Source organism: Roseateles sp., from assembly GCF_036404855.1.
Taxonomy (GTDB): domain Bacteria; phylum Pseudomonadota; class Gammaproteobacteria; order Burkholderiales; family Burkholderiaceae_C; genus Pelomonas.
Map to the genome: position 1 here is coordinate 1 of NZ_DASWYS010000336.1, position 21,638 is coordinate 21,638.

At 69.7% G+C, this 21,638-nt stretch carries 21 protein-coding genes, 1 tRNA gene and 1 pseudogene; 3 read left to right on the forward strand and 20 right to left on the reverse strand.

Features of this window, described 5'->3' with window-relative positions:
* Positions 1-3,234: pseudogene (locus VGF12_RS22360) on the reverse strand (carbohydrate-binding protein); the annotation flags it as partial.
* A gap of 137 nt (positions 3,235-3,371) precedes the next feature.
* Here VGF12_RS22360 and VGF12_RS22365 point away from each other — a divergent pair.
* A complete protein-coding gene (locus VGF12_RS22365; protein WP_331178257.1) occupies positions 3,372-3,809 on the forward strand; it encodes a hypothetical protein in 438 nt (145 codons plus the stop codon).
* Here VGF12_RS22365 and VGF12_RS22370 read toward each other — a convergent pair.
* Positions 3,792-4,130, reverse strand: coding sequence for a thioredoxin family protein (locus tag VGF12_RS22370; RefSeq protein ID WP_331178258.1), 339 nt, complete (start codon positions 4,128-4,130; stop codon positions 3,792-3,794). The genes VGF12_RS22365 and VGF12_RS22370 overlap by 18 nt on opposite strands.
* A 100-nt stretch (positions 4,131-4,230) precedes the next feature.
* Between VGF12_RS22370 and VGF12_RS22375 the strand changes: the two genes are divergently transcribed.
* The gene (locus VGF12_RS22375) at positions 4,231-4,809 is read left to right on the forward strand and encodes a hypothetical protein (protein WP_331178259.1); all 579 of its coding nucleotides are present in this window, start codon (positions 4,231-4,233) and stop codon (positions 4,807-4,809) included.
* Between the two features lies 1 nt (position 4,810).
* On the opposite strand, the gene VGF12_RS22380 is transcribed toward VGF12_RS22375, so the two are convergent.
* The 9 genes from VGF12_RS22380 to VGF12_RS22420 all read right to left on the reverse strand — a co-directional run bounded on the left by VGF12_RS22380 (position 4,811) and on the right by VGF12_RS22420 (position 13,932).
* The gene (locus VGF12_RS22380) at positions 4,811-5,974 is read right to left on the reverse strand and encodes a serine hydrolase domain-containing protein (protein WP_331178260.1); all 1,164 of its coding nucleotides are present in this window, start codon (positions 5,972-5,974) and stop codon (positions 4,811-4,813) included.
* Between the two features lie 28 nt (positions 5,975-6,002).
* Positions 6,003-6,794 (reverse strand): ATP-binding cassette domain-containing protein, encoded by a 792-nt coding sequence (locus VGF12_RS22385; protein ID WP_331178261.1) that lies wholly within the window; start codon positions 6,792-6,794, stop codon positions 6,003-6,005.
* 2 nt (positions 6,795-6,796) lie between these two features.
* Positions 6,797-7,564 (reverse strand): aliphatic sulfonate ABC transporter permease SsuC, encoded by a 768-nt coding sequence (gene ssuC, locus VGF12_RS22390; RefSeq protein ID WP_331178262.1) that lies wholly within the window; start codon positions 7,562-7,564, stop codon positions 6,797-6,799.
* A gap of 2 nt (positions 7,565-7,566) precedes the next feature.
* On the reverse strand, positions 7,567-8,724 hold the full coding sequence (gene ssuD / locus VGF12_RS22395; RefSeq protein WP_331178263.1) for an FMNH2-dependent alkanesulfonate monooxygenase: 1,158 nt from the start codon (positions 8,722-8,724) through the stop codon (positions 7,567-7,569).
* Positions 8,721-9,677, reverse strand: a complete 957-nt coding sequence (locus VGF12_RS22400) for an aliphatic sulfonate ABC transporter substrate-binding protein (protein WP_331178264.1) — start codon at positions 9,675-9,677, stop codon at positions 8,721-8,723. Before VGF12_RS22400 ends, ssuD begins: the two co-directional genes overlap by 4 nt.
* On the reverse strand, positions 9,674-10,636 hold the full coding sequence (locus tag VGF12_RS22405) for a sulfonate ABC transporter substrate-binding protein (protein ID WP_331178265.1): 963 nt from the start codon (positions 10,634-10,636) through the stop codon (positions 9,674-9,676). The genes VGF12_RS22400 and VGF12_RS22405 overlap by 4 nt, the downstream gene beginning before the upstream one ends.
* Positions 10,637-10,771: 135 nt before the next feature.
* Positions 10,772-11,332 (reverse strand): NADPH-dependent FMN reductase, encoded by a 561-nt coding sequence (ssuE, locus tag VGF12_RS22410; protein WP_331178266.1) that lies wholly within the window; start codon positions 11,330-11,332, stop codon positions 10,772-10,774.
* A 97-nt stretch (positions 11,333-11,429) separates the two neighbouring features.
* Positions 11,430-11,930: a DUF7482 domain-containing protein gene (locus VGF12_RS22415; protein ID WP_331178267.1), complete on the reverse strand. Its 501-nt coding sequence runs from the start codon at positions 11,928-11,930 to the stop codon at positions 11,430-11,432.
* 1,189 nt (positions 11,931-13,119) lie between these two features.
* Positions 13,120-13,932 (reverse strand): hypothetical protein, encoded by an 813-nt coding sequence (locus tag VGF12_RS22420; protein WP_331178268.1) that lies wholly within the window; start codon positions 13,930-13,932, stop codon positions 13,120-13,122.
* A 310-nt stretch (positions 13,933-14,242) separates the two neighbouring features.
* Between VGF12_RS22420 and VGF12_RS22425 the strand changes: the two genes are divergently transcribed.
* Positions 14,243-14,761 (forward strand): DUF4124 domain-containing protein, encoded by a 519-nt coding sequence (locus tag VGF12_RS22425; RefSeq protein WP_331178269.1) that lies wholly within the window; start codon positions 14,243-14,245, stop codon positions 14,759-14,761.
* A gap of 433 nt (positions 14,762-15,194) precedes the next feature.
* Here the strand turns inward: VGF12_RS22425 and VGF12_RS22430 are convergent.
* From VGF12_RS22430 to VGF12_RS22470, 9 genes are all read right to left on the reverse strand, one after another.
* Positions 15,195-15,269: transfer RNA gene (locus VGF12_RS22430), tRNA-Arg, on the reverse strand.
* A 59-nt stretch (positions 15,270-15,328) separates the two neighbouring features.
* Positions 15,329-16,078 carry a hypothetical protein gene (locus VGF12_RS22435; RefSeq protein ID WP_331178270.1) on the reverse strand — a complete coding sequence of 250 codons (750 nt, stop codon included), beginning with the start codon at positions 16,076-16,078 and terminating at the stop codon, positions 15,329-15,331.
* A gap of 119 nt (positions 16,079-16,197) precedes the next feature.
* A complete protein-coding gene (locus tag VGF12_RS22440; RefSeq protein WP_331178271.1) occupies positions 16,198-16,893 on the reverse strand; it encodes a flagellar basal body L-ring protein FlgH in 696 nt (231 codons plus the stop codon).
* A gap of 10 nt (positions 16,894-16,903) precedes the next feature.
* A complete protein-coding gene (locus VGF12_RS22445; RefSeq protein WP_331178272.1) occupies positions 16,904-17,440 on the reverse strand; it encodes a cell division protein FtsI in 537 nt (178 codons plus the stop codon).
* On the reverse strand, positions 17,437-17,766 hold the full coding sequence (locus VGF12_RS22450; RefSeq protein ID WP_331178273.1) for a hypothetical protein: 330 nt from the start codon (positions 17,764-17,766) through the stop codon (positions 17,437-17,439). Before VGF12_RS22450 ends, VGF12_RS22445 begins: the two co-directional genes overlap by 4 nt.
* Before the next feature lie 4 nt (positions 17,767-17,770).
* Positions 17,771-17,929, reverse strand: a complete 159-nt coding sequence (locus tag VGF12_RS22455) for a hypothetical protein (RefSeq protein ID WP_331178274.1) — start codon at positions 17,927-17,929, stop codon at positions 17,771-17,773.
* Positions 17,930-18,064: 135 nt separating this feature from the next.
* Complete coding sequence (locus tag VGF12_RS22460; RefSeq protein ID WP_331178275.1) at positions 18,065-18,415, reverse strand: hypothetical protein; 351 nt, start codon at positions 18,413-18,415, stop codon at positions 18,065-18,067.
* A gap of 78 nt (positions 18,416-18,493) precedes the next feature.
* Positions 18,494-18,826 (reverse strand): hypothetical protein, encoded by a 333-nt coding sequence (locus tag VGF12_RS22465; RefSeq protein WP_331178276.1) that lies wholly within the window; start codon positions 18,824-18,826, stop codon positions 18,494-18,496.
* Between the two features lie 313 nt (positions 18,827-19,139).
* The coding region (locus VGF12_RS22470) for a translocation/assembly module TamB domain-containing protein (RefSeq protein WP_331178277.1) at positions 19,140-21,638 on the reverse strand (2,499 nt) is incomplete at its 5' end.

Here is a 21,638-nt window from a genome sequence, read left to right on the forward strand (position 1 = left end):
GGTGGGCGAGGTGCGGTGGGCGACGGCGATGTCGGGGTCGAACTGCACGTTGTCGAGCGGCAGGTCGTTGTCGTCCCGGGTGACCCAGCGCTCGAACCAGCGCCAGGTGTCCCGCGCCACGCCCAGCAGGTACTGACGCGCGTCGTCGTCAATGGCCTCGCGGCGCGGCCGTGTGCGCGGCCGGCTGGCGAGGCCTATCCACAATGGCGACAGCGCCCACGCGGCCAGCAGGGGCAGGGCCATGTCCCAATCCACCGACCGGCCGATCAGCGCCGGCGTCATGAGCAGCAGCGCTAGCACGCCGCTGGCGATGGTGAGTCGCCGGTGCTGCCGCCACAGCGGCAGCCAGTCGGTTCGGGCGGCAGCCTCGGCGGCGTCGGCGGTGGTCCATTCCAGCAGGTGCTGGTGGCTGACCCGCTGGCGCCACAGCGCGCGCGCGATGGCGTCCAGGCTGAGCCAGGTGGACGCTGGCAGCATGGCCACATGCCAGACGACACCGCCGATGGCGCGAGCCAGTTCGATGGCTGCCTGGCGGTAGAAGCGCGGCAGCGAGATGCGATCGCGCGCTGGCGCGCTGGCCGCGAGCGCGCCCATGAGCGGCCCGGCGCCGAAGGCCGCGGCGACAAGGCCCAAGGCGTAGGCCGGTGTCAGGCCCACGCCCACCCAGGACGCCACCAGCAGCAGCAGCGCGGCCGGCGCCACGAGGGAGCGGCGCAGGTTGTCCAGCATTTTCCAGACGTGGATGCCGTGCAGGCCCCATTTCGTCGGGTGGGCGAGGAAGGGCAGCAACTGCCAGTCGCCGCGCGTCCAGCGGTGGATGCGCGAGGCGGCCACGTCGGCATGCATGGGTGCGGGCTCCACCAGCACGACGTCGCTGACGCCGGCGCAGCGCATCAGCGAGCCTTCCAGCAGGTCGTGACTGAGCACCTGGCCCTCGGGCAGACGGTGGGCCAGTACCCGGGCGGCAGCCTGCACGTCGATGAGGCCTTTGCCGGTGGCACTCCCCTCGTCGAACAGGTCCTGGTAGACCTCGGAGCTGGCGGCGCTGTAAGGGTCCAGCCCCGGCTGGCCGGCGAACAGGCTGTGGAAGCCCGTGCCGTGCACGGTGGAACTGCCGGCGGCCGTGGCCAGCGGCGTGGCCACGCGCGGCTGCAGCATGCCGTGGCCGCGCACGACGGTGACGGCGCCGCTGGCCGAGGTCCCCAGGCGCGGCCGGTTCAGCGGATGGGCGGCGATGGCGACCAGCTCGCGCAGGGCGCCGGGAGGCAGGGCGGTGTCGGCGTCCAGCGTGACGAGGTGACGGATACCCGGCGCTGGCGTGGACAGGGCCCCGAGGTCGACGAAATGCTCGGGTGGCAGACCGGGCGGCGCCGGCAGGCCCGCGAGCAGCACCGTCAGCGTCTCGGTCTTGCCGCGCTTGCGCTCCCAGCCTATCCAGCGCTGCTCGGACTCGCTCCAGCGCCGCTCGCGGTGCAGCAGCAAGAAGCGCGGCCGACCGTCGCAGGCGCTGCCGTGGCGCAGGTTCAGCGCCTCGATGCCGGCGCGCGCATGGGCCAGCAAGGCCTCGTCCTGCGGCTGGTGCTGGGCCTTGGCGTCGCCCCAGTCGCTGAGCAGCGCGAACTGCGTCTCGGCCTCCAGGTTGGCGAGGTGGTGGCGCTCCAGCTGGGCCAGCAGCGTCGTGATCCCCCGGGTCCGTGTCAGCAGGCAGGGGATGACGACGAGGCTGCGTGCTGCGGGAGGGATACCGTGCGGCCAGTTCAGGCGCGGCAGGCGGGCCGGCGCGGCGCTCTCGCTGATGAGGCGGTTGGCCAGTGCGACGACGGCCTCGCTGGCCGGCAGCAGTGACAGCAGCACGGCGGCCACGGCCATGGGCCAGCCGGCGCCGTGCGGCAGGCCGAGGATCAGCACGGCGAACACCGTGGCGCCCAGCAGCGCGGCCAGGCAGGCCAGGTAGAGGGCGACGCGATGGCGGCGAAGCGCGGCGGCCAGGCGTTCGCCGCCGGTGGGCTTGAGGCGCAGCTCGACCAGCAGTTGCGGGTAGCCCGGGCCGGCCAGCCAGTACAGCGGCGCGCGCTCCTCGGCATCTTCCGACCAGGCCGGGTCGTTGCAGAGCAGGCGCAGGACCTGGGCCACGTCGGCCTCGGCCGCGCCATGGCGTTCCGTCAGCGCTTCGATGGCGTGCATGACGCGGTCGCGCGTGGCTTCGTGTTCCTGGCGGTAGACGTCGATGCGGCTGAGGGCGCGCAGCGTCGGGTGAACCGCCTCGAACAGGCCGGCCCAGTCGGCGGCGCCGAGGTTGCGCAGGCTGCCGATGGCGTTGCGGATGCTCTGGTGGTCGGCCGCGCTTTCAGCTTGCTCGGCGGCCTGGGCGGCGGTGGGGTCGGGCAGCACCTCGGCCAGCCAGGTGCTCGCCGCCGTCCATGCGGAGTCGTCGGCGTCACGCTCCCCGGGTTGCCCGAGTGCGCGGTCGGTCAGCCGTTCATGCAGGCGCAGCGCCAGTGCGGCGAGCGCCGGGTCCCGGGGCCATGCCGACTGCCACTGCTGCAGCTGCGTGCGCACGGCAGCGGCCTCCATGTGGGGCAGGGTCTCGAACAGGCGCTGCGCTGCGCGGCGTGCCAGGTGGCGCCAGGCGGCGCGCTCGGCCAACCGGCGCAGGTTCTCCACCAGCACCACGCGCAGCGTGGATGGCAGCGCCCACAGCTCGCGCAGCGTCAGGGCCTCCACCTCGTGGTGGCCCGTCAGGAAATGGTGCAGCAGAGGCAGCTCCAGGGAGCTGTCGGCGTGGGCCACCCAGGCCCAGGCCACACCGTAGACGCGCGGCAGGCCCTGCAGCGGCTCGTCAGCCAGGCGCGGCAAGCGCTGGAAGTAGCTGCGCGGCAGGTCGTGCAGCACCTCGTCGAGCTGCTGCTGCATGATGCGCGCGTTGTCCAGCAGCCAGGCATGGGCGGGGTCGATGTCGGCCTGCAGCCCCTCCTCGGACAGTACGTCCAGCGCTGCGGCCCAGACCCGCAGGTTGCTGCGCAGCCTCGGCGAAAAAGGGCGGGGCTGGCTGCTCGGGTCGTCCACACGCTGGGCGGCGGCGAGGCTGCGGCCATGCTCGGCAAAGCGCTCCGCGCCGAACTGGACGGCGCGCACGGGCGCCGCTGCGGCCTCCGGCCCGCTGGCGAGGCGCACGAAGGCCTGCGCGGCCCCCGCGGGCGTCAGGTCGGGGGCGGTGGAGCGTGGCGCTGTCATGCAAGCACTGTCGGCGCCGCCAGGGCCGTCTCACAGCAGCATGGGGCGCGTGTGCCTGTCGGTCCTGTCCTACACGCGATGGGTCGTTAGAAGGGACGCGTAGGATGGTCGCGGTCGCTGCTCATCACCTCCTTTTCGTGCGTCTGTTGCTCCGCGGACTTGCTGCCCTGGTTGTCCTGGCCATCACCGTGTGCCTGCTGGCGCCGTGGCTGGTGTATGAGGTCGCCCTGGCCCGTCTGCCGACCTTGCCTGACAGGCCCCAAGTGCTCGCCACGCCGCAGCAGCAGGACGAGGTGTGGCGCAGGGCGGGCGGCGAGGGGCCGCTCGTGCTGGAGCCGCTGAACCCCTACGGCTTCGTCGTGGCGCTGGTCACGCGCGACCGGGTGCGCCCCGGCGAGGAGCTCGCCTACTGGGTGGCGCGCGACCACTTGGCGGCGGAGCGCGCCGGAGGCGGCATGCTCGGCTGGCAGGCGTCGAACGCGGCGCTGATGATCTGGCTGACGAGGCATTGGTCGCGCGAGGAACTGGCCTCGGCGGCATACGCCGTCACCGGCCGGTCAGGCCAACGCCCGTAGCCGGTCGGCCAGCGCGACGTGATCGGCGTCCACCCGGGCCGGCGTCGGGTCGGCAAGATGCGCCCTGAGGATGCGCCGGAGCGTCTCGGGCTGCGGCGTCAGCGGGCCGGCGAACCGCACATGGGTGTCGTCGGCAATCAGCAGCGTCGGGAAGGTCTCGATGTCGAGGTCGCCGACCAACTCGGACTCGTCCTCGATGTCGATCCAATGCACGCGCAGGCCGGGCTGCGGCAGCTCGGCGCAGGCGGCTTCGAAGACTTGCTGGTAGGACTCGCAGGTGCGGCACCAGGCAGCGCACAGGCAGGCGACGTGGAGGGTCATGGGCCGGCATGGTGCCATGGGCCGCAGGTGCCCCGAGGAGCAGGGGAAAACGGGCGCAGTTGCGCCGTTCGGGCCGGCGCCGCGGCTGCAAGATGCCGTCGTGGTTTCCAGCATCAACAATCCCCTGCTCAGCTACCTGTCGGCCCAGGGCTTCGACAGTGCGGCGACGAACCCCAAGGCGGCGGGCAAGGCCGGCACCCCGGCGCTGCCGCAGGCCGCGCTGGATCGCGCCGCGGGCACGGTCAAGTCGGCGGCGGCGGCACGCAGTTTGGAAACGGCCCAGAAGGCGCTGGCCACCGAGCTGCGCGCGGCCATGACCAAGGCCGGCGTCAAGCTGGCGGGAACCGTGGAGTTCGCGGTGAAGAGCGACGGCAGCGTCGAGTTCAAGGGCTCCGAAGCCGACCGGGCGGCCGCTGCGGCCTTCCTGAAGGGTGACACCAGCCAGCCCAATTTTGCGACCCGCATCGCCCACCAGGCGCGCGACGCGATGAAGCTGTCCACCACCATCCAGCAAAACGCTGCCATCTCACAGGCGGCCAAGCTGTCCAAGACCTCTGGCGGCGTGATGTCGCTCTACACCTCCTTGATGCAGCAGAGCGTCACCACCAGCGTCGTCTTCTCGGTCTCGGCGAACTCGAGCTCGCTGACCTACCCGGGCTCGCTGGCCGCCAAGGCCTGAGTCAGGGCGCCGGTGCGACGCCCACCGCCTTCGCGGCCAGCGTGCCCAGCTCGCCGTACAGCGGCAGCACATTGGTGCCGGCCGTCGGGTGCACGCGGTTGGACAGCAGCACATAGAAGCTGTGGCTCGTGGGGTCCAGCCACAGCACGCAGCCGGTGAAGCCGGTGTGGCCGAAGCTGGTGGTCGGGTAGAGACTGCCACGGGGGCGCGCGTAGGGCGAGGCGATGTCCCAACCCATGCTGCGCTTCTCGGCGAGCCCGGCAGGCGACTGCGGCGTCGTCAGCAGTGCCACGCTCTCCGGCGACAACAGGCGTCGGCCATCCTCGGTCACGCCACCGGCCAGCAGCATGCGCGCAAAGCGGGCCAAGTCGGCCGTGGTCGTGAACAAGCCCGCATGGCCGGCCACGCCGCCCATGCGGCGGGCGGTGGGGTCATGCACCTCGCCGCGCAGCACCCGGCCATCCGGCTGACGTTCGGTGGGGGCGATGCGGGCGGCGTCCATGCGCTGCAAGGGTAGGTAGCCGCTGTCGGCCATGCCGAGCGGCTTGAACAGGGCCTGTTCGGCGAAGCGCTCCAGCGGCATGCCGCTCTGGCGCTCGATGATGCGGCCGAGCAGTATGAAGTTGACGTCCGAGTAGCGGAACAGTGCGCCGGGGGCGGCCGTCGGTGCCAGGGCGCAGGCCGTGCGCTCGGCGCCGTCCTGACCGGTCCAGTTGCCCGCCGGGCCGCTGCGGGGCAGGCCGGAGGGGAGGCCGGAGCTGTGTGTCAGCAGATGGCGCAGCGTGATGGGGGCTTTGTCGGCGCCACCGCAGTCGGGCAGGTAGCGCTGCAGCGACGCTTCCATGTCGAGCTGGCCGCGCTCACGCAGCAACTGCACCAGCGTGGCCGTGACAACGGGCTTGGTCAGCGAAGCGGCGTCGAAGACGGTGGCCTCGTCCAGCGGCTCGGGCGCCGGCTCGACGGCGCGCTGGCCGTAGGCGCGGTGGTAGCTGCGCTGTCCGACGCGCTCGATCCACAGCGCTGCGCCCGGCAACTGGCGCTGCGCAATGAGGCGCTCGACCGCGGCGTCGGCCTGAGCCAGGGGTTCCGGGGCAAGGGCGGGCGGGTGGGCGCAGCCGGCAAGCAGGCTGGTGACTAAGGCGAGGCTGAGGAGGGGGGATCGCATGCGGGCAGTGTGCCCGACACGAGGCAGGTCAGCCCTGAGGGGGCGGCGCCAGGATGTGCCGCAGCACCCGGTCCTCCAGTTCCGCGAAGCCGGGCGCCGCGCGCGAGCGCGGGCGAGGCAGGGCCACACTGGCGTCCAGCGCGATGCCGCCGCGGTCGATCAGCAACACGCGGTCGGCCAGAGCCACGGCTTCGGCGACGTCGTGCGTCACGAGCAGGGCCGTGAAGCCGTGGTGGCGCCAGAGCTGTTCGATGAGGCGGTGCATCTCCAGCCGGGTCAGTGCATCCAGCGCGCCCAGGGGTTCATCCAGGAGCAGCAGGCGCGGGCGATGCACGAGCGCGCGAGCCAATGCGACGCGCTGGCGCTGGCCTCCGGAGAGCGTGGCCGGCCAGTCGCTGCCGCGGCCGGCGAGGCCCACCTGGGTCAGTGCTTCCATCGCGCGCGCCCGGGCGTCTGTGCCCGTCAGACCCAGAGCCACGTTGTCGACGACGCGCTTCCACGGCAGCAGCCGGGCGTCCTGGAACATCAGTCTGCGCTCACGGGAGGCTCCGGCCTCGACGCGGCCGGCGCTCGGTGCGTCCAGCCCGGCGATGAGGCGCAGCAACGTGCTCTTGCCGCAGCCGCTGCGACCCACCAGCGCGACGAACTCGCCGGGGGCGACGTTCAGGTCCAGCCCCTGCAGCACATGGCGGTTGCCGAAGGACTTGTCCACGCCGCGCAATGCCAGCGGCAGGCCCGGCGAGGCGGTGCGCGCCGGGGCAGCCGCTTCTGCCAGGGGCTCACGCGGCAGCACGGGGGTGTCGAGTTCGGTGAGCCACATGCTCATGCTCCTTCGGCGGCATAGCCTTTGTGCCAGGGCAGCCAGGCGCGCTCCAGGCCACGGGCAACGACGTCGGCCAGCTTGCCCAGCAGGGCGTACAGCAGGATGCCGACGAGAACGACGTCGGTCTGCAGGAACTCGCGGGCATTCATCGTCAGATAGCCGATGCCTGCCTGGGCTGACAGCGTCTCGGCGACGATCAGCAGCACCCACATCAGCCCTAGCGAGAAGCGCAGGCCCACGAGGATGGACGGCAGCGCGCCGGGCAGGATGACCTGGGCATAGAGCTGCCAGCCCTTGAGCCCGTAGCTTCGCGCCATCTCAATGAGATCGCGGTCCACATTGCGGATGCCGTGGAAGGTGTTCAGGTAGACCGGAAAGAACACGCCCACCGCCACCAGCACCAGCTTGGCCGCCTCGTCGATGCCGAACCAAAGAATGACGAGCGGAATGAGTGCCAGCGCCGGGATGTTGCGCAGCATCTGCAGCGTGGTGTCCAGCAGGGCCTCGGCGCGGCGCCAGGTGCCGGTCAACAGCCCCAGCAGCAGGCCCAGGCCACCGCCCAGTGCCAGCGCCGAGAAGGCCCGCACCGTGCTGACTGCGACGTGGTGGGTCAGTTCGCCCGAGCGCAGCAGTTGCCAGAACGCCGCCAGCACGGCGGCGGGCTCCGGCAGGATGCGCGCGGACAGCCATCCACCGCGCGAGGCCAGCTCCCAGGCGATGAGGATGGCCGCGGGCAGCAGCCAGGGGGTGAGGCGGCGGCGAAGCATGCTCAGCTCGCCGCGACCTGCTTGGGCACGAGGCCGTGCGCCATCAGTTCCCCCGCGGGACCAGTGAGCCTCTCGCGAAGCTGCAGCGGCAACAATGGGAAGACCAGTTCGGCGAAGCGGTGGGCCTCGTCCAGGTGCGGATAGCCGCTGAGGATGAAATGCTCCAGGCCGAGGTCGGCGTATTCGAGGATGCGCTCGGCCACCTGCTGCGGGTTGCCGACCAGGGCGGTCCCCGCGCCGCCGCGCACCAGCCCCACACCGGCCCACAGGTTGGGCGAGATCTCCAGGCCTTCGCGCACATTGGCCTTGTTGAAGCGGCCGCGGTGCAGTTCGGCCATGCGGCGCTGACCCACCGAATCCATGCCCTGGAAGCGCGCCTGGGCAGCGGCGACGGTGGCTTCGTCAAGTTGAGAGACCAGCTCCGCCGCGGCGGCCCAGGCCTGGTCCTCGGTCTCGCGCACGATGACGTGCAGTCGGATGCCGTACTGCAGTCGGCGGCCCTGGGCGGCGGCGCGCTCACGGACGTCGGCCACCTTCTTCGCCACCTCAGCGGGCGGCTCGCCCCAAGTGAGGTAGGTGTCGGCCTGTTCGGCCGCGAGCTCGTGCGCCGGGCCCGACGAGCCGCCGAAGAAGACCGGGGGGTGAGGCGTCTGCGTCGGCGGGAACAGCAGCTTCGCGCCCTTGACGCTGAGGTGCTCACCGTCGAAGTCGAAGGGCCGACCCTCGTGCGACCGCGTGATGACCTCGCGCCAAATGCAAATGAACTCGGCTGACTGCGCGTAGCGCTCGGCGTGGTCCAGGAACTGGCCATCGCCGGCCAGTTCGTTGGCGTCGCCGCCGGTCACGAGGTTGACGAGCAGGCGCCCGCCGGAGAGGCGGTCCAGCGTGGCGGCCATGCGAGCGCTCTGTGTCGGCGCGACCAGGCCGGGCCGCAGGGCGACGAGGAACTTCAGCCGTTTGGTCGCATCGATGAGGCTGGCGGCGACCAGCCAGGAATCCTCGCAGGACTGGCCGGTGGGAATCAGCACGCCTTCATAGCCGAGGCTGTCCGCCGCGATGGCGATCTGCTTGAAGTAGGCGTGGTCGGCCACGCGGGCGCCTCGCGAGGTGCCGAGATAGCGGCTGTCGCCGTGGGTGGGGATGAACCAGAAGATCTTCATGCTTTGAACTGCACGATGGCGTCGGCGACGCGAATGGGACGGGGGATGAGGCCCAGCTCCGCGAAGGCGTCGGCGACCTGTTGCTGCTCTCCGACGAGCTGGGCGCTCAGCGGACTCACGGGCGCGGCACCGCGGCGCTCGACCATGCGCTGCACGATGGCCACCGACAGGCCGGCGAATTCGGCATAGCGCTGTACCGCGTCGCGACGGTCCGTCTGCACGCGGGCATCGGTGTCGGTCAGCGCCTGGAACAAGGTCTTCAGCAACGCCGGCTGCTGGCTCAGTGCGCGGGACGCGAGGTAGAAGGTGTTGTTGCTGGTCAGCCCGCGGCTGGTCGCGAGCGTGCGCAGTTCGCCGCTGATCTCGGCCGCCGCGTAGTAGGGATCCCACACGGCCCAGGCGTCTACCGAGCCGCGCTCGAAGGCGGCGCGGGCCTCGGCCGGCGGCAGGTAGACGGGCTGGATGTCGGCCCAGGCGAGGCCGGCGCGCCGGATGGCCTGCACGGCCAGGAAATGAGCGCTGCTGCCCTTCTGGAGCGCGATGCGGTGGCCCTTCAGGTCGGCCAGCGTCTTCAACGGCGAGTCGGGTTTGACGAGCACGGCCGAGCTGTCGGGCTTGGGCGGCTCGGCACCGACATAGACGACGTCCTTGCCGGCTGCCTGGGCGAACACCGGCGGCGCATCGCCCGTGGCGCCCAGGTCCACGCTGCCCAGTGCCAGCGCTTCCAGCAACTGCGGCCCGGCGGGGAACTCGGTCCACTGGATGCGCGCGCCAGACAGCCGCTGCTCCAGGAGGCCGTAGCTCTTCAGCAGCGCGAGATTGAAGGAGCCCTTCTGGAAGCCAATTCGAAGTCGCTGCGCCGGCGCGGGCGACTGGGCCCGCGCCTGTCGCCAGGCGGCGGCGGTCGTCGCGAGGATGGCGAGCGCGGCGCGTCGGGTCGTCGGGGCGCTCATCGGGCGGCCTCGGCGAGGGTGGCCGTGCCGGGCAGCGCGTCGGTCACACGGATGGGCTTGGGGATCAGCGCGAGCGTGTGGAAGGCATCGGCAATCTTCTGCTGCTCGGCAGCGACGGCGGCGGTCAGCGGCTTCACGCCAAACTGGTAGCGGGACAGACTTCTCTCGACGACCTCGAGCTCCAAGCCCTGCAGCGGTGCGACGGCGGCGGCGGCGGCCTTGATGTTGGCCTTCAGCGCGGCGGCCTGGGCCTGGGTGTCCTCAAACAGGGCCTGGATGATGCGGGGCTGGGTCTGGGCATAGCCTCGCTCGGCCAGGTAGTAGGCATAGTTGTTGACGAGGCCGCGGCCGTCCTGCAGTTGCCGGGCGCCGCTTTGCTTCTCGACAGCGGCGAGGAAGGGGTCCCAGATCACCCAGGCATCCACCGCGCCCCGCTCGAAGGCGGCCCGCGCGTCGGCGGGTGGGAGGTACACGGGCTGGATGTCGCTGTACTTCAGGCCCTGCTTCTCCAGCGCCTTCACGAGCAGGTAGTGGACGTTGCTGCCCTTGTTCAGCGCGACCTTCTTGCCCTTCAGATCGGCGACCGACTTCAGCGCCGAGTCCCTGGGCACGACGATGGCTTCGGCCTCGGGAGCAGCGGGGTCGTAGCCGATGTAGACGAACTTGGCGCCGGCGGCCTGGGCAAAGATGGGCGGCGCCTCGCCGACGTAGCCCACGTCGATGGCGCCGACGTTCAGGCCCTCCAGCAACTGCGGGCCGGCCGGAAACTCCACCCACTTGACGCTGACGCCCAGTGGCGCCAGGCGCTTCTCGAGCGATCCGCTGGATTTCTGCAGCGTCAGCAGGCTGGCGGACTTCTGGAAGCCGATGCGCAGCGTGGCCGTCTGCGCGGCGGCGTGGAGGCTGAAGACGGCCAACAGAGGCAGGGCGGTCCAGCGGAGCAGGGAGCGAAAGATCATGGGGTGTCCTGTACAAAAAAATCCCGGCACTCGGGCGCACCCGATCAGCGCCCGAGCGCCGGGAAGAAGTCGCCGATCCCGGTCAGGGTGGCGAGGAGACAAGCGGGGGGTGTGAGGGAAAGTCGGCCGGCGGTGTCAACAGCTGAGCGCGGGCTCCGGCTGTGACCGCATTCGCGGCGTGTGCGCCGCCAGGGGCGCCAGCGCGCGGTCCAGGCGGGCGATCAGATCGGGCTCGGGCACGAAGCCGCCGGCTTCGTGGCGGTGCAGTTGCGCGTCAGTGGCGAACACGCCGTCCAGGACATGTCGCGCGCCCAGCGCTGACAGTACGGGCTTGAGGGCATAGTCCAGCGCCAGGAAATGCGCCGGACTGCCGCCGGTGGCCAGGGGCAGCACGAGCTTGTCACGCAGCGCGTCTGGCGGCAGCAGATCGAGGAAGACCTTGAGAAGGCCGCTGTAGGCGGCCTTGTAGATCGGGGTGCCGATGACGACGAGGTCCGCCTGCTCGATGGCTTGGACGGCGGCGGCGATCTCCGGGTCCTGCACGTCGGCCGCCAGCAGCGCCGCAGCGGGCAGCTGGCGCACGAGGATGTCGTCGCGGCGGGTGTCGCGGCCTTCCAGGCGCGTCAGCGCGAACTGCGTGAGCCAGGCGGAACGCGAGCGTTCGCTGGGGCTGGCGGAGAGGCTGGTGATGTGCATGGTGGCCTGGATCGAATCAGGCCACAACGATAGGGACGGCCGCTTTGCCGCGGAACGAAGGAAAAAGGGGATGCTTATGCGGACCCTGGCGCCGCGATCAGTGCACGCCTTGCAGTGCTGCGCCGCGCGCCCGGACGACCGGCCAGTTCGCGACGATCTTGGTGCGGGTCAGCTCAACCTCGCCTTTGTCCTCGGCGGCCAGCACGGCCTCCTCGGAGGTCAGCGTGCGCGGTGTGACCCCGGGTTTCCAGCGCACCATAACGAGCACCCACAGCGGGCTGTAGGTGGGGTCGGCATTGCTGCCGCCCACGGGGCGGGGGATGGACGGCAGCACGGTGGCCTGTTCATCGCCCGGAAACTTGTAGGCGCGCTCCACCGGCATGCCCTGTTTGAGCGTGTCAGCCAGTGCGGGCACGTAGTTGATGCCCTGCTTCTTGGCGATGCCCGGGTCGGAGATGTCGGTGCTGACATAGTGGACGATTTGCCCCTCGAACCAGGCTTCCTTCAGCGGGAGCGAGACTTCGTCGGCCGTCCAGCCGGCCGTGGCTCCCAGCATCAGAAGAGCGCCCAGGGCGTGGCGGGTGGCGAGTGCGGGCATCGGTGCTCCTCGGTGAAGGGGAGCTGCGATTCTTGCGCTGCGCTGCGCCGAGGCAAGGGAAAAATGCGCAGGCGGGGCGGAAATGCGGTCTCCGATGGGGTCTCGGTTTTCTTCTTGCGTGGCATTCATGCTCCAAGTCGACATGCTATGCCTCACACACGAAATTCCTGACACTCCCGTTCACCACCGACTCAAGGACTCGCGCCTGATCGGTGGCGCCTCACCGCTTTGCCAGCTTCCGCTGGCCGCCACCACTCCCATCCCTCTGCACCATCCAGGGCAGATTTGGGGAAGGGATGCCGGGGTCCGGTGGTTTGCATGGCGCGCTTGCGCATGCGAAAGCTTGCCTTGACGGCTGCCAATGCAGGCTACCGATGCTTATCTACGAACGGTCCTGAGGGGCAAGGACTCGCGGTTCTCATTCCGCCGTTTCCCACTAGCCATCTGGCCGCGGATGAACGTGGTGTGCTCCTCGATGAGGGCTTCCCGCAGGTCGGGTGTAAGGGCTCTGTGCACAGCTGTTTTGGTGATTCGCGTCTCGCGTCTTCCCATCCCCGTTCTCCCTGGGCTCTGAGGCTATCGTGAGCGAATCTAACTGACTAGGCCGTGGACGTCATCCGCAGTTGGCCCGAGGCCACCCCTACCTGCGCCGAAGATCAGGCGGCAGGGTCGGCGGCGCCTGGCCCACCCTTCGGACCATGAGCTGAGTCTTGTGACTAACTTGAAGCCCAACTGGGCGTAGCAGCGGCGTAGCTGGCTCGGGAACTTGTCCAGCTCCATAAGTCGCTCACGCCGCGCCCCGGCTGTGAACAACCTGCTGAGACTCAACACCTAGAGCAGCAGCGCCAGCGTACGCAGCTCAGCCCTGGCCGGTATTGGGGATGCTCGCGTTACCGCCGGTATTTGGGATGCTCGCACCGCCGCCAGTGAACGGCAGGCAGTCGCCACCAGTTCGCGGGATCGAGGTGGCGCCACCTGTGTTGGGGAGGCGACGGCTGCCGCCGCCGTAGGGAATTGCCATGATCAGACGCCTGTGATTGGGAGAAACGGCTTCATCTCGCCGGATATTAGACTGATCACGGTGCACCGCTGCCATCGCCACAGCGCCGCGTCTGGACGGCTCTGCAGCTCGGCGAACTGGTCACCAGCCCTTCGCCCACCTTGAAGCAGGACCGGGGAACCTACAGACTCAATCCATCTGCCGAGTAACGCGGTACGAGATCTGACTGTTGGTGGCCGAATGCACGGTCATCCGAAGGCCGCGGAACCCGATTTCAGCCCGCCCCTGTTTGTCCAGCTCATAGGTCAGATCTTGGGTGAAAGCCTGGCGAGCCATCCCATCGGCAGTGAACTCCCGATAGGTGAGCTTGAGGTTCCCGTTGGACGCTCCACCGTAGATCAGCTCCTTGCGGACGCCACCATAGTTGGCTTCGCTCTTGGCCGTGACGGCTTCAATGACGTACGGGATCTTCGTCTCGAGCTGGTACTGCCGCTCGTACTTCTCGAACATCGCGACATCGAATTGCCCGTCATTGTCGAGGTCAACGAGGCACGACGTCAGTTTTTCGCCGTAGCGTCCTCCGCCCTGGGTTTTGACGCATCCGGCGAGCTGCTCTCCACCGACCTTGCGCGTCTTCATTTCGATGTTCTTCCCTGATTCGATGCTGACCATGTGACCCGCTTCAAGCGCGACGCTGACAGCCTTAAGGACCCGCACGACGGTTTCAATCGTCTGTGTCCGAACACCGTCCACGTAGACGACGTTACCAACCTCAACATCCCTGTCAACGTCGATGGGGCTCAGGAATGCGTGGACGACCGACGGCTCCTGCTTGTCGAAGTCTTTCTCTGCGAAGGGAACAGACCACAGCGGGTTTGGTGCTGGTGGCGGGGACGCAGGGCGTCGGTTTCTGTTGGCGCAACCCGCGACAAGCGCCAGGCTGCTGGCGATCAGGACGACGCTGGCAATCTTCAACTTTTCCTCCCGCTTTGTGCGCTTCATGGCGCACTCCGTATGCAGATCTGAACCGCCCCGGCTCTCGCGAAGGCCAGATTCTTTAGGTGAGGCGTTGATCGCGGTCTGACCAGCGCGTTGCCGATGGTAGTGGAGTTCGAACGCTGCTGGTGGGAGGCGGCCAGGCAGCGCTCCGGATGCGCTCACCTGCTGCACTTGCCTAATCTTTTCATCGAGCGTGCTAGAACTCGCGGGACTATGACCAAGCGAGGTTCAGCGAAAGGCGTGCACTCATGCAGGCCTGGGCTAAAGCATGACGCCTCAGAGTTGCACAATCGAAGGCAGGGAGGAGAAGAGCATGAAAGTTCTCGTGGGCATTGCCGCGCTTGCGGTCGCGGGAGCCGCGTCAGCCCAGTTCAAGTGCACCGGAGCGGACGGGCGGATTTCATTCCAGCAAACCCCGTGCGAGCGGGGCGCAAAAGCCGCCCCTTTGGAGCTGAAGCCCGTCCCTCGGTCGGCTGAGCCCTCAGCGTCCGAGGCAACGCCGGATTGGAAGCGCAGAGATGAAGTTGCACTGCAACAGTACGCGGCGGAACGCCGCGTGCGAGAGCTGGAAGCGGAAATCAGTGGGTTGGAAGCTGCGATAGTTTCACGCAACGCGGGGACAGAGGCGGAGATATCCAGGCTGAGGAACGCCAAGGGCCGTGCAAACAACAATCTGGCGGGAGCGACCTGGGAGCAATCGTTGAGCAGCGAGATGCAGGCAATCGCCACCCGCAACGACTCAGCCAACAAACTGGACCTTGACCGCCTGGCTCAGCGCCGCCGTGAGCTTAAAGAGGCGCGCGTTGCGGCCTCCAAGAACAGCCCGCGGTAGCTAATCCCAGTCCAGGCCTGGCGATCTTGGCACCTGGCCTGAGGGTGAGGCTCATGCGGCCCTCGCTGCGTCTTGGCTGAGGGCGCGCAGGAGTGACGCCAGTGCAGCCGCAAGTGGCTGAAACAGCCCTTCGGGCCCACGTTGCCGCGTTCCTGGACGGGCGCTGCGCATTGCGGCCTGCTGCGGGCAGTCCTGGTGCCTTGCTTGTTCCGTGCCCGCACACAGTCCCCGGTGAGCAGGGGCCTCCGGCCTGGCAGAGGCCCTATCACTGAGCGCCTTGCGCGCTGGGAGGCCAAAGAGGCACAACGGCCGCCGGCCTCGACTCCTGCCCGACGGCAGTCAGCAGCTCAAGCTCGGTGGCGGTGAATTGCCAATAGAAGGAGCAGGGATTTCAAGCTGCCTTCATCGGCAGAACTTCGGCTCCATGTTGTCTTGGTCCCTCCGACAGGAATCGAACCTGTATCTGCCGCTTAGGAGGCGGCCGTTCTATCCATTGAACTACGGAGAGATCCCGCCCGGGCGGGCGCTGCGCCTGGGGCGCAAAGCGGCGCGCATTCTCGCATGGGACTAGGGTTGCCCCAGTGCTCGGGCACTGAGGCGCAGCAGCGTGGCATCGCAGCGAGCCAGTGTGGCGATGCACTCAATGCCGGCCGCGTCGACCTCGCGCATCAACGCCAGCCAGGCGCGCAAACCTTCCAGCGTGACCTTGCTGCGTGACGTGACGATCCAGCCATGGCGGCCCAGTTGACCGAGGTAGATCCACGTCTGGCGGCGCGACAGGCCGGAGAGCTGGCCGATGCAGGCCTGCGAGATGGGCAGCGCGAGGCGGTCGGCATGGCGGGCGCGCTCATCCGGCGCAAGCGCCGTGGCCAGCGTCGCCATGACACTGACGAGGCGCTGAAGGCCGTTGCCTGCGAGCCGCATGCTGATCTGGCCGTGCAGCCGGCTCGCCGTGGCGTTGTACAGCTCGCCAGTTTCGGCGGCGCGCGGCGGCGCACCGTCGGCCTGGATCTGCTCGAGGGGAATGTTGATGGTGGTCACGTCCACCAGCGCCGTCACGTCGTAGCGCGCGGCCAGCTTGCCCAGGGGTGACTCGCCGCCGATGACGTCGCCGAGCCACAACGCGGCGACGGCCACGCGTGTGCCGGGGGCAACCTGCGAGACGAGGTAGGCGGCACCACGGCTGATGGCGACCCAGTCGCCCTGCGGGCTGCCGGCCTCGATGATGCGCTGGCCACGGCGGTAGGTCTTCAGTTGGCCGGTGGACAGCCAGTGGTCGGTGGCGTCGGTCGGCGCATGGTTGCGTCTGTTCTTCATCGCGGGTCTGATTTCGTCCGGGCAGGCGCACCCGTCCCGGCGGCTTCGGTTTGTAGGCGGAGTCGCCCGAAGGCGATCGATGGAGATGGGCGGTCGAGCGCCCTGCTAACCGGCTTGACTCACCAGATCGAGAGGCTGCGGGCGAGCACCCGCTGCAGCCAGCTACGCGAGGCCGCGTCCGAGACGTCGCCGCGGGCGGCGTTCTCCAGGCTGGCATTGACGACGTCGCGCGAGGCGACGACGTTGCCGGGGCCGATGTCTCGCGGGTTGACGATGCCTGAGAAGCGCAGCGTGCTGACGCCGCCGTTCAGGCCCATGCTGCGTTCTCCGGCCACCAGCAGGTTGCCGTTGGGCAGCACGTTGATGACGGTGACGGCCAACTGGGCGTTGAAGCTGTTGGAGGTCTCGGCATTCCCCGAGCCCTTGAAGGAATCGCTGCCGGAGGCGCTCGCGTCGACGTTGATCAGCGAGGCCAGCGCGGTGCCGGCTTTCGCGCCGCCGGGGCCCTTGGCAGCCAGCTTGCTCTCGCGGCTGGTCTCGCCGGTCTGCTTCTGGATGGCACGGATGTTCTCGGCAATGTCGACCTTCATCGTGTCGCCGATGGCACGGGGCCGGCGCTCGCTGGAAAACAGCGTCGTGTTGCCCATGTGGGGCTGGAAGATGGCGCCCGTGCGCGGCTGCTCCAGGAACATGGGCGCCGGCTGCGGCGCCGCGATCAGCGGACCGTTGACGATGCTCGGGGGCGAGGACGCACAGGCGGCGAGCAGGGTGCAGAGCACGGCAACGCCAGGGACTCGGAGGTTCGGTGTGGTCATGGATGGAGGCTCAGGTTTCGAAGCCGGTGATCAGCGCCTTGACGACCGGGGCGATCTTCTTGCGCGTGCTGGCCCATCGGCCCAGGCCCGAGTCGCCGGCGTAGGCGCTGCTGGACAGCAGCCGGCCGTCGGCCCGGTGCAGGCTCAGGGCGGCGGCGCTCAGGTAGGCGCGGTGCTCCTGGCCAAGCGGCGGCACAGCCCATTCGATGCTGCCGGCGTAACGCAGCCAGTAGGCGCAGGCGAGCTGCCCGGCGCCCGCGTCGTAGACGCGGCTGTCCACGCCTTGGGTCTTGAGCTCGGCCTGCAACGCCGGCACGAGCTCGTCCAGCGGCATGTCGCGGTTGTATTCGACACACACGTTCTTCACTGGCGCGTCGCCGTGATGGACGGTGTTCACCGGCCTGGGCGTCTGGGAGGCCAGGGCGGCGTTGCTGCCGAGCTTGAGAAGCTCCCAGGTCGCCATCGGCGCCAGCGTGGAGCAGCCGCCGAGCGCCAGCGTCGCAGCAAGCAGGGCCGCGGGCGTGAGGCGGGGCGCGGCGGACTTCATAGCAGGCCCAGCAGCGCGCCGCCGACGATCGCGGCCTTGACGCCCGTGTCCGCCACGGTGCCGACCACATCGGAGGCAGCCTGGGCGGCATCGCCGATGAGTTCAACGCCGGCGGTGCCGAGCTTGACGGTCGTGTCGGCGAGGCCGGTCACCGCCTTCAGCGCCTGCGGCGTGAAGCTGACGGTGACGCCGATGGACGGGATGGAGACCGACGCCTTGGCCAGCGGTTGGGCACAGCTCCGCGGGGCGGGCGCGGCAGCTGCTGCGCGGCGGGCGCTGGTATCGGCCGGGCGGTCGCCGCCGGTCAGCGTGGCAAGCGTCGGCATGGCCTCAGCCCTGGCCGTGGGAGGTCGGGGAGGCTGGCGTGCCGGCCTGCGCGGTCTTCAGCAGCTGCGAGAACTCGCTGGGCTTGTCATTGGCGGGGGCGGGCCTGACGGGCTGCGACGGGGTGGACAGCGGGGCGGCGGGGGTGAGGGGCTTGATCTGCATCACGGCTGGAATCTCCTGAAGGGGTGAGGAAATTCTTGGCCTGCAGATGCCCCGGGATTCAGCCGATAACGCGGCCGTTCACCGGCTTCGGACCGCGCTGGGTGAACTGCATCACCCAGGCGGTGGGTGCGGCGCTCAGGCCGCCTCGAACAGGGGGATCACGTGGGGTTCACCGGCCACCCGTGTCAGCACGCGGCGCGGCTGGTGTCGGGTGCCCCCCCGGGTGGCGCGTGCGACGGCGGCCTGGGCGGCATCCAGCAGCGCCGCCAGGTGCGGGCGTTCGCCGCGGCACTGTGAACGCGGGATGACGAGGGCCAGATCCACGCTGAGATGCTCGGCGTCAGCGATTTCGAGCTGGGCGTTGACGACCAGCGTCAGCGGCGTGCTCAGCGCGACGTCGAGTTCGGCGGCGATGTGCTGGTCGTCCGCCACCGGCAGCAGCGGCGCGGACGGGGCAGACAACGATGGGGGGACGACGTATGACATGGCCTGCATCCTCACGGATAGATATGACAGGACGTGTCGGGCTCGCCATCTCGGGGTTGTAGGACGGCGCCGTTTTCGTCAGGCGTGCATCAGCGGCAGGACAGTGCGCACGGTCGGACGGGCGAACAGGCGGCCGATCAGTGCACGCGCGAAGAAGTAGTCGTTGCGCACCCGGTCGCCCAGCACGTCCAGACCGACACGTCCCTCCGGGTCGCAGGGAATGTCCAGCCCCGCGCCGACCGCCCCCAGCGGCTCGAAATGCAACAGATGGGTGGACAGGGCCTCGGCCGGCAGTGCGACGGCCAGCGGGGTCCGCGTCGCATGCGGGCACAGGGACGCTGTGGCTCCAGCCCCATCGATGGGTGTGCGGGTTGGCTGGTATTCCTGGGTGATGGGCCGGAGCTGAGTCATGGTGAACCTCCATCGGAGTCGAACAGCACGGGGCGGTTGATTCAACTTTGGGCGCTGTGCGCTGCTCCTCTTGTAGGCAGGGCCGGGGCGGCACGGGGCCTGACCATCGCGTCGGCATGTAGGAGGCGGCCGGCGGCCCCTGAGGACGGCGACGTCCGCAGGTGATGGTGTCCTACAAGGGAGTGCACGGCCGTCACGCCGGCCACGGGCTTCGCAGGGGTTCTGCCTGGGCCTGTCTCATGCCCGTTGTCCTGCAGGCGGCAGGCCTTCGCAACGCCTCAGACAGGGCGCAGGCGCTGCCCTCGCGCGGGACTCAGTCCCATTTCCATTGCCAGATGAGGTCCAGCGCGTTGTCGTCCCCGCCCTGGGCCCGCAGCGTGAAGCGCTGGGCGATGCGGTAGATGAGCTGCCATGAACCCGTCGTCGCATTCAGGCTGCGCTCATAGCCCACGTACCAGCGCCTGGACAGCTGCTTGCCCAGGCGCACGATGGTCGCACGGGTGTCGTCGTCGCTCTGCGCCAGCGAGAGTTCGTCCAGGCCGAGGTTGCGCAGCACCTTGCCTGTCGGCCCTTCGCCCTCGCCGCTGAGAAGGGCCAGCGCGGCGCGCTGAAGCAGGGCGGTGTCGGTGCGACCCAGGCCATCGGGGCCGCGGCCCAGCAGCAGCCAGGAGAGCTTGTCCGTGTCGCTCATCTCGGGCTGGGAGTACAAGCTGACGCGAGGCGCCAGGGCCGTGCCGCCGACGGAGACGCCGACGCGCACGTCGAGGTTGGGGCGCACGGCCAGCAGGTCGAGTGCGGGATTGTCGTAGGCGCCGTTGAAGCGAATGTCCCCGCGCTCGATGTCCAGCTTTTGGCCATAGGCCGCGTACTGGCCGCCATCGGCAGTGAGGTTGCCCGTCATGCGCAACGGGCCGTTGTTCTGGCTGAGCTGGAGCTGGCCGCGCAATGTTGTCGCCAGGCCGCGACCGCGCACCTTGAAGTCGCGGCCGAAGTCCAGCGCGACGTTGACGCTGCTGTTGCGCACGGCCTTGGGCGCGGGCGCAGCGGCGGGCGCGCCATCGTTCAGGCTGCGCGTGCCACGCGCCACGGTCACGTCGTCGGACAGCGCCGGCGCGTCGTTGCGGCTGAAGTCGAACAGGCCTTCGTCGGCACGCAGCTTGCCGGCGACCTTGAGTCCCTTGGCGTCGAGGTCGAGCGTGGCCTCGCCGCTGGCGACGACGCGGCGGTCCACGCGAGACAGCACGCGCAGCTTGTCGGCCGACACTTGGATGCGGGCGCTGGGCTGCGCGCCCAACTCGGCGCTGCCGCTGGCGCGCAGCCAACCATCGCCGCCGCGGGCTTCCAGCCGCGAGAGCTCGGCGTGCTGGCCCTTGAGATCCAGTGTGAAACGGCCTTCGGTCACATCCACGCCATACAGCAAATGGCGCAGGGCGAGGTTCTCGCCTTCGGCGCGGCCGGTCAGGTCGGGGGCGCCGACGCGCCCAGCCAGCAGCAGCGTGGCGGCGGCGCGTCCGCCCAGGCGCCAGCCGGCCGGCACCCACGCACCCCAGGTGCCCAGGTCGGCGACGTTGGCCTGTAGCACGCCTTCCAGCGGCGTCGAGGCATCGGGCCACAGCTGGGCCGGCCGCAACGCAAGCGCGCCGCCGAAGCTGCCCAGCTCGCGGCCTGCGACGCCCTGGGCGAAGCGCCAGACGCCGTCCTGCACGTTGACCGCCAGGCGCAGATCCGTCAGGCCGAGCGCGCGCTGACCGAACTCGTCGGTCACGCGCAGGTCGCCGCCCTGGCGCTCGATGAGCAGCTCGGCCGTCAGCCGCTCGTTGAGCAGCAGCGTCGCATGGCCGGTCATGCGCAGGTCGCCGCTCCAGCCGAAGTCGGGTTGCCAGCGTGCCATCAGGGGCGCCACGGCGAGGTCTTCGAGCTGCAGTTCGACGCGGGCTTCCGGATGCTCGCCGCCGGTCCAGCTCAGCGTCTGCCAGCGCACGAAGGCACCGCCGATCTCGGCGCGGCCCGGCTCGGCCTGCAGCCTCGGGCCGTCGCCGGCCCAGCGCAGTCCGATGTCGGTGGCAGCCAGCACCGGCGGCGTGTTGGGGCGTAGTGGGCCGATGTCGATGCGGGCGATGCGGCCGGTCCAGGCCTGGGACTCCCAGCGGCCCCGAGCCTGGAGCTGGGCGTTGAGGGTCAGGTCTTGCGCGTCGCCCGGGATCTTGCCGTTGAGCTGGGCCTTCACGTCGTGCGCGCTGCGCCGGCCCTGCAGGTCGAGCTTCAGGCTGGCGAGCTGGGCCTGGGGATGGCGCAGTTGTCCGACGTCCAGCGTCAGCGCGACCGGGCCGTCGCCGTCCGCGCCGGGCAAGGGCAGCTCCCAGCGCGCCTTGGCGCTGTTGACGGTGAGTCCCTGGGCACGCGCCGAGGCCAGTGCCAGCCGGCCGCTGCCGCCGGCCTGCCAGCCCTTGGTGCCGCGGACGAGCTGGAAGCTGCCGTCGGCATCACCCTGGCCTGCGACAGGCTGCTGGCCGAACAGGGCCAGCAGCGGGTTCAGCTCGGCCAGCGAGCCGGCCTTCAGCGCGGCGGTGCCGGAGACGACGTCGGGACGGGCCTGGCCGCTGGCCTGGACGCGACTGCCGCCGAGGCGGAGGTCCAGGTCGAAGGCCGCGGCGTCGCTCGCGCGCTCGCGCTTCAGCATGGCGTGACCGTCGAGGGCGAGGCCGGCGAACTGGCCGGCCAGCAGCCGGGCGTCGACGCTGCCGCTGAGCGTGGCCAGCGTCTTGCCGCGCAAGTTGGCGTCGGCATCGGCGTTCAGGCGCGTCGGGCCGGG

Excerpts from the sequence above, each read along its gene's own strand:
- VGF12_RS22370 (WP_331178258.1), bottom strand. The coding sequence starts at position 4,130 with ATGACCCTCCACGTCGCCTGCCTGTGCGCTGCCTGGTGCCGCACCTGC.
- VGF12_RS22380 (WP_331178260.1), bottom strand. The coding sequence starts at position 5,974 with ATGCGATCCCCCCTCCTCAGCCTCGCCTTAGTCACCAGCCTGCTTGCC.
- VGF12_RS22385 (WP_331178261.1), bottom strand. The coding sequence starts at position 6,794 with ATGTGGCTCACCGAACTCGACACCCCCGTGCTGCCGCGTGAGCCCCTG.
- ssuC (WP_331178262.1), bottom strand. The coding sequence starts at position 7,564 with ATGCTTCGCCGCCGCCTCACCCCCTGGCTGCTGCCCGCGGCCATCCTC.
- ssuD (WP_331178263.1), bottom strand. The coding sequence starts at position 8,724 with ATGAAGATCTTCTGGTTCATCCCCACCCACGGCGACAGCCGCTATCTC.
- VGF12_RS22400 (WP_331178264.1), bottom strand. The coding sequence starts at position 9,677 with ATGAGCGCCCCGACGACCCGACGCGCCGCGCTCGCCATCCTCGCGACG.
- VGF12_RS22405 (WP_331178265.1), bottom strand. The coding sequence starts at position 10,636 with ATGATCTTTCGCTCCCTGCTCCGCTGGACCGCCCTGCCTCTGTTGGCC.
- ssuE (WP_331178266.1), bottom strand. The coding sequence starts at position 11,332 with ATGCACATCACCAGCCTCTCCGCCAGCCCCAGCGAACGCTCGCGTTCC.
- VGF12_RS22415 (WP_331178267.1), bottom strand. The coding sequence starts at position 11,930 with ATGCCCGCACTCGCCACCCGCCACGCCCTGGGCGCTCTTCTGATGCTG.
- VGF12_RS22420 (WP_331178268.1), bottom strand. The coding sequence starts at position 13,932 with ATGAAGCGCACAAAGCGGGAGGAAAAGTTGAAGATTGCCAGCGTCGTC.
- VGF12_RS22425 (WP_331178269.1), top strand. The coding sequence starts at position 14,243 with ATGAAAGTTCTCGTGGGCATTGCCGCGCTTGCGGTCGCGGGAGCCGCG.
- VGF12_RS22435 (WP_331178270.1), bottom strand. The coding sequence starts at position 16,078 with ATGAAGAACAGACGCAACCATGCGCCGACCGACGCCACCGACCACTGG.
- VGF12_RS22440 (WP_331178271.1), bottom strand. The coding sequence starts at position 16,893 with ATGACCACACCGAACCTCCGAGTCCCTGGCGTTGCCGTGCTCTGCACC.
- VGF12_RS22445 (WP_331178272.1), bottom strand. The coding sequence starts at position 17,440 with ATGAAGTCCGCCGCGCCCCGCCTCACGCCCGCGGCCCTGCTTGCTGCG.
- VGF12_RS22450 (WP_331178273.1), bottom strand. The coding sequence starts at position 17,766 with ATGCCGACGCTTGCCACGCTGACCGGCGGCGACCGCCCGGCCGATACC.
- VGF12_RS22455 (WP_331178274.1), bottom strand. The coding sequence starts at position 17,929 with ATGCAGATCAAGCCCCTCACCCCCGCCGCCCCGCTGTCCACCCCGTCG.
- VGF12_RS22460 (WP_331178275.1), bottom strand. The coding sequence starts at position 18,415 with ATGTCATACGTCGTCCCCCCATCGTTGTCTGCCCCGTCCGCGCCGCTG.
- VGF12_RS22465 (WP_331178276.1), bottom strand. The coding sequence starts at position 18,826 with ATGACTCAGCTCCGGCCCATCACCCAGGAATACCAGCCAACCCGCACA.